The sequence below is a fragment of the Agromyces terreus genome (assembly GCF_009749465.1).
GTDB classification, from domain to species: Bacteria; Actinomycetota; Actinomycetes; order Actinomycetales; family Microbacteriaceae; genus Agromyces; species Agromyces terreus.
This window is the reverse complement of sequence record NZ_WBIS01000001.1, coordinates 626419-642066: the sequence shown is the minus strand read 5'-3', so window position 1 is coordinate 642066 and position 15648 is coordinate 626419. Positions and strand designations below refer to the sequence as shown.

General features: G+C 72.9%; 11 protein-coding genes. 2 read left to right on the top strand and 9 right to left on the bottom strand.

What is annotated here, in order from left to right; all coding sequences use genetic code 11:
- Nucleotides 1-162: 162 nt before the first annotated feature.
- The 8 genes from gatB to GQQ92_RS02835 all read right to left on the bottom strand — a co-directional run bounded on the left by gatB (nt 163) and on the right by GQQ92_RS02835 (nt 10357).
- Entirely contained in the window at nt 163-1680 is a 1518-nt protein-coding gene (gatB, locus tag GQQ92_RS02870; protein ID WP_156997702.1) for an Asp-tRNA(Asn)/Glu-tRNA(Gln) amidotransferase subunit GatB, read from the bottom strand.
- Entirely contained in the window at nt 1680-3212 is a 1533-nt protein-coding gene (gene gatA / locus GQQ92_RS02865) for an Asp-tRNA(Asn)/Glu-tRNA(Gln) amidotransferase subunit GatA (protein WP_156997701.1), read from the bottom strand. Before gatA ends, gatB begins: the two co-directional genes overlap by 1 nt.
- Nucleotides 3209-3514 carry an Asp-tRNA(Asn)/Glu-tRNA(Gln) amidotransferase subunit GatC gene (gatC, locus tag GQQ92_RS02860; RefSeq protein ID WP_156997700.1) on the bottom strand — a complete coding sequence of 102 codons (306 nt, stop codon included), beginning with the start codon at nt 3512-3514 and terminating at the stop codon, nt 3209-3211. Before gatC ends, gatA begins: the two co-directional genes overlap by 4 nt.
- 81 nt (nt 3515-3595) lie before the next feature.
- Entirely contained in the window at nt 3596-5959 is a 2364-nt protein-coding gene (ligA, locus tag GQQ92_RS02855; RefSeq protein WP_232057450.1) for an NAD-dependent DNA ligase LigA, read from the bottom strand.
- A 49-nt stretch (nt 5960-6008) separates the two neighbouring features.
- Nucleotides 6009-6767, bottom strand: a complete 759-nt coding sequence (locus tag GQQ92_RS02850; protein WP_232057449.1) for an aminoglycoside 3'-phosphotransferase — start codon at nt 6765-6767, stop codon at nt 6009-6011.
- 64 nt (nt 6768-6831) lie between these two features.
- The gene (locus GQQ92_RS02845) at nt 6832-7692 is read right to left on the bottom strand and encodes a YrzE family protein (protein ID WP_156997699.1); all 861 of its coding nucleotides are present in this window, start codon (nt 7690-7692) and stop codon (nt 6832-6834) included.
- A 270-nt stretch (nt 7693-7962) separates the two neighbouring features.
- Nucleotides 7963-9084: a tRNA 2-thiouridine(34) synthase MnmA gene (gene mnmA, locus GQQ92_RS02840; protein WP_232057448.1), complete on the bottom strand. Its 1122-nt coding sequence runs from the start codon at nt 9082-9084 to the stop codon at nt 7963-7965.
- A 49-nt stretch (nt 9085-9133) separates the two neighbouring features.
- Nucleotides 9134-10357: a cysteine desulfurase family protein gene (locus GQQ92_RS02835; RefSeq protein WP_156997698.1), complete on the bottom strand. Its 1224-nt coding sequence runs from the start codon at nt 10355-10357 to the stop codon at nt 9134-9136.
- Nucleotides 10358-10396: 39 nt separating this feature from the next.
- Between GQQ92_RS02835 and glgX the strand changes: the two genes are divergently transcribed.
- Nucleotides 10397-12535: a glycogen debranching protein GlgX gene (gene glgX / locus GQQ92_RS02830; protein ID WP_156997697.1), complete on the top strand. Its 2139-nt coding sequence runs from the start codon at nt 10397-10399 to the stop codon at nt 12533-12535.
- Nucleotides 12535-13032 carry a Cys-tRNA(Pro) deacylase gene (gene ybaK, locus GQQ92_RS02825; protein ID WP_156997696.1) on the top strand — a complete coding sequence of 166 codons (498 nt, stop codon included), beginning with the start codon at nt 12535-12537 and terminating at the stop codon, nt 13030-13032. Before glgX ends, ybaK begins: the two co-directional genes overlap by 1 nt.
- 37 nt (nt 13033-13069) lie before the next feature.
- Here the strand turns inward: ybaK and glgP are convergent, their stop codons facing one another.
- Entirely contained in the window at nt 13070-15643 is a 2574-nt protein-coding gene (gene glgP / locus GQQ92_RS02820; protein ID WP_156997695.1) for an alpha-glucan family phosphorylase, read from the bottom strand.
- Between the last annotated feature and the right edge of the window lie 5 nt (nt 15644-15648).

Sequence of the window (15648 nt, the reverse complement as noted above, 5' to 3'; positions counted from 1 at the left end):
ATCACTCGGGAGGACCAGCCTACGGATGCCGCACCCGGAACACGCTGGGAACGCCGCCGAGCCGACCGGCCGGCGGAGCGGATGTCCGGACCTGCGCGCATCCGACGCGATGCGAGCGGGTCCGGCCGTTCGGCCGGACCCGCTCGAGGCGCGCGACGCGCGCTACTCGGCGGTCGCCCGCTCGAGCACGAGCTCGCGCACGCGCGCGGCATCCGCCTTGCCCTGCATGGCCTTCATGACAGCGCCGATGACCGCGCCGGCCGCCTGCACCTTGCCGTCGCGGATCTTCGCGAGCACGTCGGGCTGCGAGGCGAGCGCGTCGTCGATGGCGGCGATGAGCGCACCGTCGTCGGACACCACCGCGAGGCCGCGCGCGTCGACGATCTGCTGCGGCGAGCCCTCGCCCGCGACGACGCCCTCGAGCACCTGGCGCGCGAGACGGTCGGTGAGCGTGCCCGACTCGACGAGCGCCGCGAGCTCGGCGACATGCGCCGGCGACACCATGCCGGCGGCGTCGCGGTCTGCGGCGTTCGCGAGACGCGCGATCTCGCCCGTCCACCACTTGCGCGCGGCCGCCGGCGTGGCGCCCGCGGCGACGGTCTCGGCGAGCTCGTTCAGCATGCCCGAGTTCGCGACGATCTGGAACTCGTCGTCGGAGAAGCCCCACTCGGACTTCAGCCGGCGACGGCGGGCGGCCGGCGCCTCGGGCAGCGCCGCACGCAGCTCCTCGATCAGTTCGGCCGAGGGCACCACGGGCAGCAGGTCGGGCTCCGGGAAGTACCGGTAGTCGTCGGCGTCGGACTTCGGGCGACCGGCGCTCGTGGCGCCCGTGTCCTCATGCCAGTGGCGCGTCTCCTGCGTGATCGTGCCGCCGTCGGCGAGGATCGCCGCCTGCCGCTGGATCTCGTAGCGCACCGCACGCTCGATCGAGCGGAACGAGTTCACGTTCTTCGTCTCGGTGCGGGTGCCGAGCTTCTCCTGCCCGCGCGGGCGCAGCGAGACGTTCGCGTCGCAGCGCAGGTTGCCGCGCTCCATGCGCGCCTCGGAGATGCCGAGGGAGAGCGCGATGTCACGGATCGTCGACACGTAGGCGCGCGCGAGCGCGGGGGCATCCGCCTCGGCCCCGAAGATCGGACGCGTGACGATCTCGACGAGCGGCACCCCCGCCCGGTTGTAGTCGACGAGCGAGTACTCGGCGCCCTGGATGCGCCCGGTCGAACCGCCGACGTGCGTGAGCTTTCCGGCGTCTTCCTCCATGTGGGCGCGCTCGATCGGCACCTGGAAGACGCGGCCGTTCTCGAGTTCGACCTCGACCTCGCCGTCGAACGCGATCGGCTCGTCGTACTGCGAGATCTGGTAGTTCTTCGCGAGGTCGGGGTAGAAGTAGTTCTTGCGGGCGAAGCGGCTCGAGGGCGCGATCGAGCAGCCGAGCGCGAGGCCCAGCGAGATCGAGGAGCGCACGGCCTCGCCGTTCACCACCGGCAGCGAACCCGGAAGCCCGAGGCAGACGGGCGTGACGAGCGTGTTCGGCTCTGCGATGTGGAAGGCCGAGTTGGCCGGGTTCGGCGCCGACGAGAACATCTTCGTCGTCGTGTTCAGCTCGACGTGCACCTCGAGCCCGATGACGGGTTCGAAGAGCTCGAGAGCCCGGTCGAAGTCCATGAGTGCCGCGCGGGCCATCAGAGTGCACCTTCCTCGGCCGCAGCCATCTCGTGCGAAGACAGATCGGGGGCGCGACTCAGCAACGGCGCACCCCACTCGGCCTCGAGCAGGCGCTCGAGCGCACCGCCGACGTTGTAGAGGCGCGCGTCCTGCCGCGCCGGGGCGAGGAACTGGATGCCGACGGGCAGGCCGTCTTCGGGCGCGAGGCCCGCGGGCAGCGAGATGCCAGGCACGCCGGCGAGGTTCGCCGGGATCGTCGCGACGTCGTTGAGGTACATCGCCAGGGGGTCGTCGAGCTTCTCGCCGAGCTTGAACGCCGTCGTCGGCGCCGTGGGCGTCGCGAGCACGTCGACCTTCGCGAACGCGGCATCGAAGTCGCGCTGCACGAGCGTGCGCACCTTCTGCGCGCTGCCGTAGTAGGCGTCGTAGTAGCCGGCCGAGAGCGCGTAGGTGCCGAGGATGATGCGGCGCTTGACCTCGGGGCCGAACCCGGCCTCGCGCGTGGCGGCCATGACCTGCTCGACCGTGCCGCCGCCCTCGGGCGTGACCCGCAGGCCGAAGCGCACGGAGTCGAACTTCGCGAGGTTCGAGGATGCCTCGGCCGGGAGGATCAGGTAATAGGCGGCGATCGCGTACTCGAAGTTCGGCGCGTCGATCTCGACGATCTCGGCGCCGTTGCGCTGGAGGAGCTCGAGCGACTCGTGGAACTTCGCCCGCACACCGGCCTGGACGCCGTCGGAGTCGAGCTGCTTGACGACGCCGATGCGCACGCCCGAGACATCCGCTCGCCGTACTGCCTCGGCCATCGACGGCCAGGCTTCGGGAATCGACGTGGAGTCGTGCGGGTCGTGCCCCGCGATGACGTCTTGGAGGAGCGCCGCGTCGAGCACGGTGCGGGTGACGGGGCCGATCTGGTCGAGCGAGGACGCGAGGGCGATGGAGCCGTACCGGCTCACCGCGCCGTAGGTCGGTTTCACGCCAACCGTGCCGGTGACGTGCGCGGGCTGGCGGATGGAGCCGCCCGTGTCGCTGCCGAGCGCCAACGGCGCCTCGAAGGCCGCGACGGCCGCCGCCGAGCCGCCCCCCGAGCCCCCGGGGATGCGCTCGAGATCCCACGGATTGTGGGTCGGGCCGTACGCCGAGTGCTCGGTCGAGGAGCCCATCGCGAACTCGTCCATGTTGGTCTTGCCGAGCGGGATCATGCCCGCCTCGCGCACGAGGCGCACCGGCGTGGCGTCGTACGGCGGGATCCAGCCCTCGAGGATGCGCGAACCCGCGGTCGAGGGCATGCCCTCGGTGACGAGCACGTCTTTGACGGCGACGGGCACGCCGGCGAGCGGGCCGAACGACTCGCCTGCGGCGCGGCGACGGTCGACGTCGGCCGCGGCGGCGAGGGCGCCCTCGGCGTCGACGTGGAGGAACGCGTGCACGGCGCCGTCGACGGCCGCGATGCGGTCGAGGTGCGCGCGGGTCGCCTCGACGGAGGAGACCTCACCCGCGGCGAGCTTCTCGCCGAGGGCGGCGGCGGTCAGTCGGATGATCTCGCTCACTGCTCTTCTCCCAGGATCGCGGAGACGACGAAACGCGAGCCGTCGGCCTCGGGGGCGCCCGCCACGGCCTGCTCGGCCGTCAGCACGTCGTCGTCGCCGACGACGTCGGCGCGGAACACGTTCTGCATCGGGATCGGGTGGCTGGTCGGCGCCACGTCGGGGGTCGCCACCTCGCCGACCTTCTCGACCGCCTGCATGATCTGGCCGAGCTCCGTCGTGAGGTGCGCGATCTCGTCTTCGGTGAGCGCGATGCGGGCGAGGTTCGCGAGATGCGCGACCTGCTCCGCAGTGATTTCGGACATGCTGCTCCGTCGTCTCGTGTTGGGGATGGTTCGATTCTATCGGCGGAGGGCCCCGCCCCGCGCCCGGCGCCCGGCGGCGGCTCAGGCGTCGAGCGCCGACGGGCCCTGCGTGACGAGGACGGCGAACTGCGCGGCGTCGAGCACTCTGATGCCGAGCTCTTCGGCCTTCGCGAGCTTCGAGCCCGCGCCGGGGCCGGCCGCGACGAAGTCCGTCTTCTTCGACACGCTCGACGCCGCCTTGCCGCCCGCGTTGATGATCGCCTCCTGGGCGCCGTCGCGCGTGAAGCCCTCGAGCGACCCCGTCGCGACGACCGTGAGCCCGGCCAGCACGCCCCCCGCCGCGGCCGCGGCGCCGGGCCCCGGATGCCCCGGGGTGCTCCACTGCACGCCGGCCGCGGTCCATCGCCGGATGATCTCGAGGTGCCAGTCGACGTCGAACCAGTCGATGAGCGAGTCGGCGATGATGCCGCCCACGCCGTCGACCTCGGCGAGCTCGTCGCGCGTGGCCTCGCGGATCTTCTCGAGCGAGCCGAACCAGTCCGCGAGCGCACGTGCGGCGACGGGACCGACGTGACGGATGTTCAGGGCGACGATGAGCCGCCACAGCGGCTTGGTCTTCGCCTTCTCGAGCTCGGCGAGCAGCTTCGTCGCCGCCTCGGACGGCCCGACCTCCCGGAAGTCCTTGCGGACGCCGGCGGCACGACGCTCGGCGGCGGTCATCGTCTCGGTGCCCGGCGGGTACGTGATGCGCACCTTCTGGAACGGCGCGCGCCGCACCGGCGCACCGGTGGCCTCGTCGACCCGCGGCTCGCCGGTCTCGGCGTCGCGCACGACGACCTCGATGGGGACCAGCTCGTCGATCGTGAGGTCGAAGAGACGCGCCTCGGTCGCGAGCGGCGGATCTGCCGGGAGCGACGGCTGCGTGAGCGCCGCCGCGGTGACCTCGCCGAGCGCCTCGATGTCGAGGCCGCCGCGCGAGCCGATGTGCTCGACGCGCCCGCGGACCTGCGCCGGGCAGGATTCGGCGTTCGGACAGCGCAGGTCGATGTCGCCCTCTTTCATGGCACGCAACGCGGTGCCGCACTCGGGGCAGCGTTCGGGCATGCGCCACTCGACCTCGGTGCCGTCGCGCAACTGCTCGACGGCGCCCAGGATCTCTGGGATCACGTCGCCCGCCTTACGCAGGACGACGGTGTCGCCGATGAGGATGCCCTTCGCGCGCACGACCTGCTGGTTGTGCAGCGTCGCCTGGCGCACGGTGCTGCCGGCGACCTTGATCGGCGCCATGACCGCGTACGGCGTCGCCCGACCGGTGCGGCCGACGCCGACGACGATGTCGAGCAGCTTCGTGTGCACCTCTTCGGGCGGGTACTTGTAGGCGATCGCCCAGCGCGGGGCGCGACTCGTGGCACCGAGCTCGTCGTGCAGCTCGAGCTCGTCGATCTTCACCACGATGCCGTCGATCTCGTGCTCGACGTCGTGCCGGTGCTCGCCCCGATCGACGATGTACTCGGCGACCTCGTCGACGCTCCCGAAGACGCGCGAATGCGGTGACACCGGCAGCCCCCATGCGGCGAGCAGTCCGTAGATCTCGGACTGCGACGCGACCTCGGGGTTCTGCCACGCGCCGATGCCGTGCAGGTAGAGCGACAGCCTCCCGAGTCGTTCGCGCATGAGGGCCAGGTCGGCCTCGCTCTTGTTCTCGCGCCGCTGCCTGAGGCTGCCGGCCGCGGTGTTGCGCGCGTTCGCGAACTCTGCGTACCGAGCCGGGATCGCGTCGGCCGGACGCCCTCGGGCGACCCAGTCGGACTCGAAGGCGGCCTGCAGTTCGTGCTGGCGCCGGTTCAGCGCCTCGAAGTCGGTCGTGCGCAGGAACACCTCGCCGCGCACCTCGAAGAAGTCGGGGAACCCCGAGCCCTCGAGCCGACGCGGGATGACGGGGATGAGGTCGACGTTCTCGGTGATGTCCTCGCCGACGCGCCCGTCGCCGCGCGTGGTCGCCGTCTCGAGGACGCCGTGGCGATAGGCGAGGCTGATGGCCAGACCGTCGATCTTGAGCTCGCTGAGCCATCGCACCCGACGCCCGGCCGAGCCCTCGGCCTTGGCGGCCCACTCGCGGAACTCCTCGATCGAGAACACGTTGTCGAGGCTCAGCATGCGCTCGGCGTGCTCGTGCTCGGGGAAGCCGGCGGTGACGACGGCCGCGCCCACCTGCTGGGTCGGGCTGTCTTGGCCCGACAGCTCGGGGAACGCCCGTTCGAGGGCCTCGAGGCGGTGGAAGTCGGCATCGTACTCGGCGTCGGAGAACGGCGAGTCGCCGTCGCCGTAGTACGCGAGCCGCGCAGCCTCGATGCGCGCCGTGAGGGCGTCGGCCTCGGCGCGGGCCGACGCGAAGTCGGCCGGGATGTCGATGTCGGCGGGGGTCTCGGCGGGGGTCTCGCTCACAGGGACATCCTAGGAGCGACCGCCGACGCCGACCACGGGGCGACGCTCGTCAGGTCGCGTCCCAGAGCGCCCGGTAGTAGGCGATGCGCGGCTCGTCGGGGGCGATGCCGTAGGCGTCGAAGAACGCCGCCTCGTGACCGCCGCCGAAGTTCCACTCGAGGCTCCAGCTGCCCACCGCCAGGTCGGCCCACCGGTCGGCCACGCCGAGCCTCGCGAGGTCGACGATGCCCGCGAACCCGCCCGAGTCGTCGAGGAGCGTGTTCGGCGCGCACGGGTCCCCGTGGCACACGACGAGGCGATCGACGGGCGGCGGCTCCCGCAGCTCGGCGGGGACGGCGACGCCCGCGCGCTCCGCAGCCGCGATGCGCGCGGGAACCGACCACTCGAACGGGCACTCCGCGGGCGCCACCTCGTCGTGCAGGCGTCGAAGCCCCTCGCCCATGGCCCGCGCCGCGGCATCCGGCCGTGCACGCCATCGGGGCGAGACGGCGGACTCCGCGTCGATCGCGGCGGTGACGAGCCATTCGCCCGAGGCATCCGCCCCGGATCCGATCGCACGCGGCGCCGGGAACCGCCCGCGCAGCCAGTCGAGCCGTGCCGCCTCGGCGGCGAGCGACTCCCCCGAGCCGACCGGGTCCCACTTCACGAACGCCGGCCCGCCGTCGGCATCGGCGCGATCGATGCGGAACGTGAGACCGCCCGCGGAGTTGGCCCAGACCGGCGTCACGGGCGCGCCCGCGGCGACCGCGGCGACGGACCCGGGCACCGCCGTTCCGGGGGCCGGCGCGCCCGCGAGCTCCCGCGTCACGGCCGACCGGAGGTCGCGAGTGCCACGACGACGGAGGTCGCGGACGCGCTCGGCAGCAGGCGGTTCACGACGCGTCGGCGAAACCGGCCCGGTCGACCCGCCGGTGGTAGCGCGTGCCGCTCATTCCCCCGAGCACCGCCCCGGCCAGGCTCGCGATCAGCACGACGGCCGAGGCGATCAGCCCGGCGACCGTGAACTCCTCGGCGGTCATGGTGATGCGGGGGAAGACGTTCGCATCCGCGACCTCGTCGATCTGGCTGCCGATGATCACGCTCACGAGCGACACGACGATCGCGATGACGAGGGCCCACACCCAGACGGCGAGTCCCTGCACCGCGCCGTTGAAGCGTGCCATGCGCGCGGCGACGTACCCGCCGCACCAGTACGAGACGAGGAGGATCGCTGCCAGGATCGCGACCGCGAACCAGCCGAGGCTCTCGGACGCGACGCCCGTGATCACGACCGCCCGGTCGGGCGTGTCGAAGCCGAGCACGGCGCCGAGGCCCGCGACCGCGCCCGTGAGGATCGCCGCCGTGCCCGTCGCGGTCAGCCAGCCGAACAGCGCGGACCCGAGCTTGACGCCGCCGAAGGCCTCGCGCTGCCTGGCGACCACGATGCGGCGGGCGGCGGCGCCGCGGAGGGCCGCCTCGTCGTCGTCGATCGGCACGGCGTCGACGGATGCCGCATCCGCGTCGATGGTGTCGGGGCGGCCGGCGGACGGCCCCGCGCCGGGGGCGGCCGGAGCGACCGCCGGCGCGGCGCCCGGCCCTCCGGTCGGCTCGGCGGTCGGCTCGGCGGTCGGTTCGATGGTCGGAGAGACAGCGGTCTCTCGGGCGTCGGCCGCGCCGACGTGGCGGTCGTCGATGACGGCGGTGGTCGCCGAACGATCGACGTCTCGGTCTTCGGGAACTCGGGGGGTGCTCACGTGGTCCTCCTCGGGTGGGGCGCCGGCGAACGGCGGCGCACGCGCAAATCTATTGGAGCGCAAGCCCCCGGCACTGGGCCTTGACAGGATCGTCGGCCGGCCGGTATTTCACGCGCGGGCACGGCATTCAGCGGGCACGGCACGCGCGGGCACGGCATTCAGCGGGCACGGCACGCGCGGGCACGGCACGCGCGTGCACGGCATTCGGCGGGCACGGACGGTCTCGCGGCCGGGTCCGCCGACGGCATCGTGCCGGTCTGGCGGCGAGCGTCAGGCGCCGACCGGAACCGCGCTGACCGTGCGGTCGATCGTGAACTGCCCGAGCACGCGCGTGCCGACGTAGATCACCGCGGTCTGACCGGGGGCCACACCGTCGAGCGGGGACTCGGGGGTCACGACGAGCTCGGTCGCGCCCGCGGCATCCGTCGTCGTCTGCGCGACCGCGGGCACGGGGTCGGCGTGGGCGCGGATCTGCACCTCGCAGGCGAACGCGGTCGACGGGTCTTCGGGCGCGAGCCCGGCCCAGGAGAACCTCGAACCGGCGATGACGCCGATCGCGAGCGCCTCTTTGGGCCCGACGACCACGGTGTTCTCCTTCAGGCGCACCTCGAGCACGAAGCGGGGCTTGCCGTCGGCGGCGGGAGTGCCGAGCCGCATGCCGCGGCGCTGGCCGACGGTGAACGCGTGCGCGCCCTCGTGGGTGCCGACGACCGCGCCGGACCGGTCGACGATCTCGCCCGTCTCGGTGCCGACGCGCTCGGCGAGCCAGCCCTTGGTGTCGCCGTCGGGGATGAAGCAGATGTCGTACGAGTCGGGCTTCTGCGCGACGCTCAGCCCGCGACGGGCGGCCTCTTCGCGCACGAGCGCCTTCGAGGGCGTGTCGCCGAGCGGGAAGTAGGCATGCGCGAGCTGCTCGGCCGTGAGCACGCCCAGCACGTAGGACTGGTCTTTCGCCTCGGCGCTCGCCCGGTGCAACTCGAGCGCGCCCGAATCGCCCGTGACGACCTTCGCGTAGTGACCGGTGGCGACCGCGTCGAACCCGAGCGCGAGGGCCTTCTCGAGCAGGGCCGCGAACTTGATGCGCTCGTTGCAGCGCATGCACGGGTTGGGCGTGCGGCCGGCGGAGTACTCGGCGATGAAGTCGTCGACCACGTCGGCCTTGAAGCGCTCGGAGAAGTCCCACACGTAGTACGGGATGCCGAGCAGGTTGGCGGCGCGCTGCGCGTCCATCGAGTCCTCGATGGTGCAGCAGCCGCGGCTGCCCGTGCGCAGCGTGCCCGGCATGCGGCTGAGCGCGAGATGCACGCCCACGACCTCGTGGCCGGCCTCGACGGCGCGCGCAGCGGCCACGGCGCTGTCGACGCCGCCGCTCATCGCTGCGAGAACCTTCACCCCTCCAGTGTAGGCAGGGGCGGCTGAGCGGATGCCGCGTGGCGGCCGCTCAGCGGTCGAACGAGGTGGCGCGGGCCGCGAGCCCGGCCTTGGCTGCCTGGGCGTGCGCGGCCGGCAGCGCCGCGAGGAAGGCGTCGACGTCGGCGTCGGTGGAGTCGTGGCCCAGCGTGATGCGCAGCGCCCCGCGCGCGTCGGCCTCGCTGCGCCCCATGGCCATGAGCACGTGCGACGGCTCGGGCACGCCCGCCTGACAGGCCGAACCGGTCGACACGGCGACGCCGGCGGCGTCGAGCAGGAACAGCAGCGAGTCGCCCTCGCAGCCGTCGAACGAGAAGTGCGCGTTGCCGGGCAGCCGCCCGGCCGGGTCGGGGTCGCCCGACAGGCGCACGCCGTCGACCGCGGCGAGCGCGCCGGCGATGAGCCGGTCTCGCAGCGCGGCCGTGCGCACGGCGTCGGCGGCGAGATCGGCGTGCACGGCGCCGGCGGCCGCGGCGAACCCGGCGGCCGCGGCGACGTCCTGCGTGCCGGAGCGGACCTTGCGCTGCTGGCCGCCGCCGTGGATGAGCGGCTCGAGCGATGCCGACCGGTCGAGCACGAGCGCGCCGATGCCCGCCGGCCCGCCGATCTTGTGGGCCGACACGCTGAGTGCGACGAGCCCGGCCCCGCGCGGCGCGGCCGTGTCGCGGCGCAGCGCGCGCACGTCGATCGGCAGCTGCCCGTAGGCCGAGACGGCGTCGAGGTGCAGCGGCACGCCGGCCGCCGCGGTGAGCCGGGCGACCTCCTCGACGGGTTGGATCGTTCCGACCTCGTTGTTGGCCCAGAGCATCGTCACGAGCGCGACGGATGCCGCGTGCTCGGCGAGCAGCGCCTCGAGCACGTCGAGCCGCACACGCCCGACCTCGTCGAGGGGCACCTCGTCGATCACGGCGCCCTCGTGCTCGGCAAGCCAGTCGACGGTGTCGACGGTGGCGTGGTGCTCGCCGGCGGGGACGATGATGCGGCGGCGCGCGGCATCCGCCTGCCTGCTCCACCACAGGCCCTTGATCGCGAGGTTGACCGCCTCGGTGCCGTTGCCCGTGAAGACGACCTCGATGCCGTCGACGCCGAGCGTCGCGGCGATGCGCTCGCGAGACTCCTCGAGCACGCGTTTGGCGTGCTGGCCAGCGCTGTGGATGGACGCGGGGTTGCCGACGACCCGCATCGCCCCGACCATCGCCTCGACGGCTTCGGGGCGCATGGGCGTGGTCGCCGCGTGATCGAGGTAGACCGCCATGCGCATTCCTCCCGTCCGCCGAGAACTACTCTAGATCGCATGTCTTCGAGCGATCCCCTCCACGATCTCGGCGTCCGACCGGGCCCCGACGGGGGCACGGCGCGCGTCTGGTCCGAGCACGCGACCTCGATCGAGCTGGAGGTGTTCGACGGCGCCGACGCGGGCTGGGCGAGCGATCGGGTCCCGCTCGAACGCGACGAGCACGGCGTCTGGCAGGCGAGATCTGCCGCCCTCGTGCCTGGAGCGCGGTACGGCCTGCGGGTCGACGGCCCGACCGGACTGGAGCACGCGTTCAACCCGGCGCAGACCCTGCTCGACCCGTACGCGCGCGGTCTCGCCTCCGTCGGCGACGGCTCGGTGCGCGGCGTCGCGCTCGGGCCGCTAGCCGGCGACCCGGGCGGCGAGGCGGACGCCGACCCCTTCGACTGGGCCGGCGCGACGAAGCCGCGGGTGCCGCTCGACCACACCGTCGTCTACGAGGCGCACGTGCGCGGGTTCTCGAAGCTGAACCCCGCGGTTCCCGAAGCCCAGCGCGGCACCTATGCCGGCCTCGGCCACGACGCGTCCATCGAGTACCTCACCGGTCTCGGGGTCACGACGGTCGAACTGCTGCCGGTGCACGCGTTCGTGTCCGAGCATCGCCTGAAGCGCCAGGGCCGGGTCAACTACTGGGGCTACAACACGCTCGCCTTCTTCGCCCCGCATGCCCCGTACGCGACGGCGGCGGCGCGGGCGGCCGGAGCCGGCGCCGTGCGCCGCGAGTTCGCCGACATGGTGCGGCGCCTGCACGACGCCGGCCTCGAGGTCGTGCTCGACGTGGTCTACAACCACACGGCCGAAGAGGGTCGGCAGGGTCCGACCCACTCGTTCCGCGGCATCGACAACGCGGCGTACTACCGGCACGACGCGCACGGCCGGTACGTCGACACCACGGGCTGCGGCAACACGCTCGACTTCGGTCGCGAGCAGCCCCGACGCCTCGTGCTCGACTCGATGCGGTACTTCGCCGAGGAGCTCGGCGTCGACGGGTTCCGTCTCGACCTCGCCGCGACGCTCGGGCGCGACGACCACGGCGCCTACACCCCCGAGCACCCGCTGCTGCAGGCGATGCTCGCCGATCCCGTGCTCGGGGCGTCCAAGCTCATCGCGGAGCCGTGGGACGTGGGGCCCGACGGCTGGCAGACCGGCAACTTCCCGCAGGGCTTCCTCGAGTGGAACGACCGGTACCGCGACCGCATGCGCGACTTCTGGCTCGGCGACCTGCGCCGTGAACGCGAGACGGGCGACGCCGGCAGCGGCATCGGCCGCTTCGCCACCCGCCTCGCGGGCTCCTCGAACACGTTCACTCGCGAACGCGGCCCGCTCGCGAGCCTGAACTTCATCACCGCGCACGACGGGTTCACGCTCGCCGACCTCACCGCCTACGACGTCAAGCACAACCTCGGCAACGGCGAGGAGAACCGCGACGGAACCGACAACAACAACTCGTACAACCACGGCGTCGAGGGCGACGCCGACGACGAGGGGGTGCGCACGGCGCGTCGGCGCAGCATCCGGAACCTCCTCGGCACGCTGCTGCTGTCGGCGGGCGTGCCGATGCTCACCGCGGGCGACGAGTACGGCCGCACGCAGCGCGGCAACAACAACGCGTACTGCCACGACTCCGAGCTGACGTGGCTCTCCTGGAGCGGCGAGGACCGCGACGCCGGGCTCGAGGCGACGACCAGGCGGCTCGTGCACCTGCGCCGCGACAACCCGGCCCTCCGGCCGGTGCGCTTCGGCGTCCAGGGCGAGACCACGCCGAGCGCGACGCAGATGGACTGGTACAACGGCGACGGCGAGACGATGACGATCGACGACTGGAACGATCCGTCGGAGCGCACGCTGCAGTACCTCGCGGCGTCCACGCCCGAGGTCGAGGAGTTCAACCGGATCCTGCTCGTCGTGCACGCCCACGAGGAGCCGACCGAGGTCGTGCTGCCCGCGCACGACGGCGTCACCGGCTACATGCTGCTCTGGGACTCCTCCGACGAGCATCCGGTCATCGGCTCGAGCGAGCACCTCCCCGGCGAGCGCGTCTCGGTGCCGCCGCAGTCGATGCTGCTGTACCGCGCCCTCGGCGACGCGTCCGACGCCGTCGGCGACGACGCACCGCACGCGATCAGCGGCCGAGTGTGATGGCGAGGCGATCGGATGCCTCGGCCGGCACGCCCGCGACGTCGGCCCTGACGCGCGCGGGCATCGAGTTCCGGGCCCACGCGTACGAGCACGATCCGCGAGCCGCGGCCTACGGGCTCGAGGCCGCCGAGAAGCTCGGCATCGACGCGGCGCTGGTCTTCAAGACCCTGCTCGCGGCGGTCGACGGCTCGCTCGCCGTGGCGATCGTGCCGGTCGCGATGCAGCTCGATCTGAAGGCGTTCGCGACCGCCGTCGGCGGCAAGCGCGCCGAGATGGCCGATCCGTCCCTCGCCGAGCGGAAGACCGGTTACGTGCTCGGCGGCATCAGCCCCATCGGGCAGAAGACGCCCCTGCCGACCGTGCTCGACGAGTCCGCGATCCTCTGCGAGACGGTGTTCGTCTCGGGCGGGCGTCGGGGCCTCGACCTCGAGCTCGCCCCCGACGACCTGCTCGCGGTCACCTCCGGCCGCTACGCGCCCATCGCCCGCGGTCGCTGACGCCGTCAGCCCGCCACGGCGTCAGGCCGCCACGGCCTCAGCCCGCCACGGCCACGAGCCCGAGCTCGGCGGCGGACACGAGCAGCGGATGCCTCGGCACGACGCGCACCGTGTACCCGAACGCGCCGGCCCGGTCGAGCACGATCGAGCCGGTGAACAGCCGCGGACCTGCCGGATCGCCGGCATCGTCGGTGCCCGAGACCGACGGGACCAGCGGGGTGCGCTGCGCCTGCTCGATCCGCTCGTCGGAACGGCTCCGCCCGTGTACGGCCTCGACCACGACGTCGTCGGGCGTCAGCCCGCCGAGGTCGACGTGGGCGCGCAGCCGCAGCTCGTCGCCCACATGGGGCGATTCCACTCCCCCGGACTCGACGTGCACGACCTGCACCCGCGGCCAGGCCTCGCGCACCCGATCGCGATACGCGGCGAGCGCGCGCGCACCGCGATCGTTGTCGGCGGCGACCCGATCGGCCTGCTCGGCCGCGGGGCGATAGAGCTCCTCGACGTACTGCCGCACCATGCGGTCGGCGCCGAGCTCGGGCGCCAGTTCGCCGAGGGTCGCACGCACCCTCCGCACCCACTCCGTCGGGACCCCGTCGCCGTCGCGTTCGTAGTAGCGGGTCGCGACCCGATGCTCGAGCAGGTCGTAGAGCGACGCGGCCTCGAGCGCATCGCGTTCGGCGGCGTCGCCGGCGGCATCCGCCGACGGGATGACCCAGCCGAAGTCGTCGCCGGCGTACTCGGCCCACCAGCCGTCGAGGATCGAGAGGTTCAGCGCGCCGTTCATGGCGGCCTTCATGCCCGACGTGCCGCAGGCCTCGAGGGGGCGGAGCGGGTTGTTCAGCCAGACGTCGCATCCGGGATACAGGAGTTCGGCCATGCCCATGTCGTAGTCGGGCAGGAACACGATGCGTTCGCGCAGCTCCGGCTGCGAGGCGAACTGCACGAGCTTCTGGATGAGGCGCTTGCCCTCGTCATCGGCGGGATGCGACTTGCCGGCGATCACGAACTGCACCGGGCGGTCGGGGTCGGTGAGGATCGCCTTCAGCCGCTCGGGGTCCTGCAGCATGAGCGTGAGGCGCTTGTAGGTGGGGACCCGGCGTGCGAAGCCGACGGTGAGCGTGTCGGGGTCGAGGACGCCGCCCACCCACTTGGGAGGCTGCGCGCCGGCGTGCTGGTCGCGCCACGCCTCGGCGAGGCGGCGCCTGGCGTCCTCCACGAGCTGCAGTCGCATACTGCGCTTCACGTTCCAGAACTCGGCGTCGGAGACCGCGTCGCTGCGCCAGTCGGCGTGCTCGGTGTCGCCCGTGCCGAGGTGCGACTCGGCGAGCGCGAGCAGCGCCGGGTCGGTCCAGGTCGGAGCGTGGACGCCGTTCGTGATGGAGGCGATCGGCACCTCGTCGCGGTCGAAGCCCGGCCAGAGGTCGCCGAACATGCGGCGGCTGACCTCGCCGTGCAGCTTGGAGACGCCGTTCGCGCGCTGCGCGAGCCGCAGGCCCATGACCGCCATGTTGAACGCGCTCGTCGCGGGGTCGGCGCCGGGCTCGACGCCGAGCGCGAGCGCGTCGGCGAGGTCGACGCCAGGGAGCAGCGACGACGTCAGGTATCGCTCGACGAGGCCCCGGTCGAACCGGTCGATGCCCGCCGGCACCGGGGTGTGGGTGGTGAACACCGTGCCGGCGCGCACCAGCTGCAACGCCTCGGCGAACGAGAGGCCCTCGCCGATGTGCGTGGAGATGCGCTCGAGGCCGAGGAACCCGGCGTGACCCTCGTTCATGTGGTAGACGTCGGGCTGCGGCCGGCCCGTCAGTTCGGCGAAGAGCTTGACCGCACGCGCACCCCCGACGCCGAGCAGGAGCTCCTGGAGCAGACGGTGCTCGCCGCCGCCGCCGTAGAGCCGATCGGTCACCGAACGCAGCGCGTCGGTGTTCGCCGGGATGTCGGTGTCGAGCATGAGCAGCGGGATGCGTCCGACCGCGGCGGTCCACACGCGGGCGTGCAGCTCGCCCTCGTCGGGGAGGGCGAGCGTGACCTGCACGGGCGTGCCGTCGGGGTGGCGGAGCATCGAGAGCGGCAGGCCGTCGGGGTCGAGGACCGGGTACCGCTCCTGCTGCCATCCGTCGTCGGTGATCGACTGCGAGAAGTAGCCGGCCTTGTAGAAGAGCCCGACGCCGACGAGCGGCACACCCAGGTCGGAGGCCGCCTTCAGATGGTCGCCGGCGAGGATGCCGAGCCCGCCCGAGTACTGCGGCAGCGCCGCCGTGATGCCGAACTCGGGCGAGAAGTAGGCCACCGTCCGGGGCACCTCGGCTCCGAGCGACTGGAACCAGCGCGGCTCGTCGAGGTACTCGCGCAGACCGGCGCGCTCCTGGTCCGCCCAGCGCACGAAGCCCTCGTCGGACGCGAGCTCGGCCAGGCGTTCGGGCGCGACCTCGCCGAGCAGCGCCACGGGGTCGCGTCGTGACGCGCGCCACAGGTCGGGGTCGATGGCCTCGAACAGACGGCGCGTGGGCTCATGCCACGACCACCGCAGGTTCGCGGCGAGCTCCTCGAGGGCGGCGAGCGGCGTCGGGACGACCGCGCGGACGGTGAACTTGCGAATCGGCTTCACCCCAT

Bases quoted from the DNA above. Each gene is read 5' to 3' on its own strand.
- gatB (WP_156997702.1), bottom strand. From the start codon at position 1,680: ATGGCCCGCGCGGCACTCATGGACTTCGACCGGGCTCTCGAGCTCTTC.
- gatC (WP_156997700.1), bottom strand. From the start codon at position 3,514: ATGTCCGAAATCACTGCGGAGCAGGTCGCGCATCTCGCGAACCTCGCC.
- GQQ92_RS02835 (WP_156997698.1), bottom strand. From the start codon at position 10,357: ATGGCGGTCTACCTCGATCACGCGGCGACCACGCCCATGCGCCCCGAA.
- glgX (WP_156997697.1), top strand. From the start codon at position 10,397: ATGTCTTCGAGCGATCCCCTCCACGATCTCGGCGTCCGACCGGGCCCC.
- ybaK (WP_156997696.1), top strand. From the start codon at position 12,535: ATGGCGAGGCGATCGGATGCCTCGGCCGGCACGCCCGCGACGTCGGCC.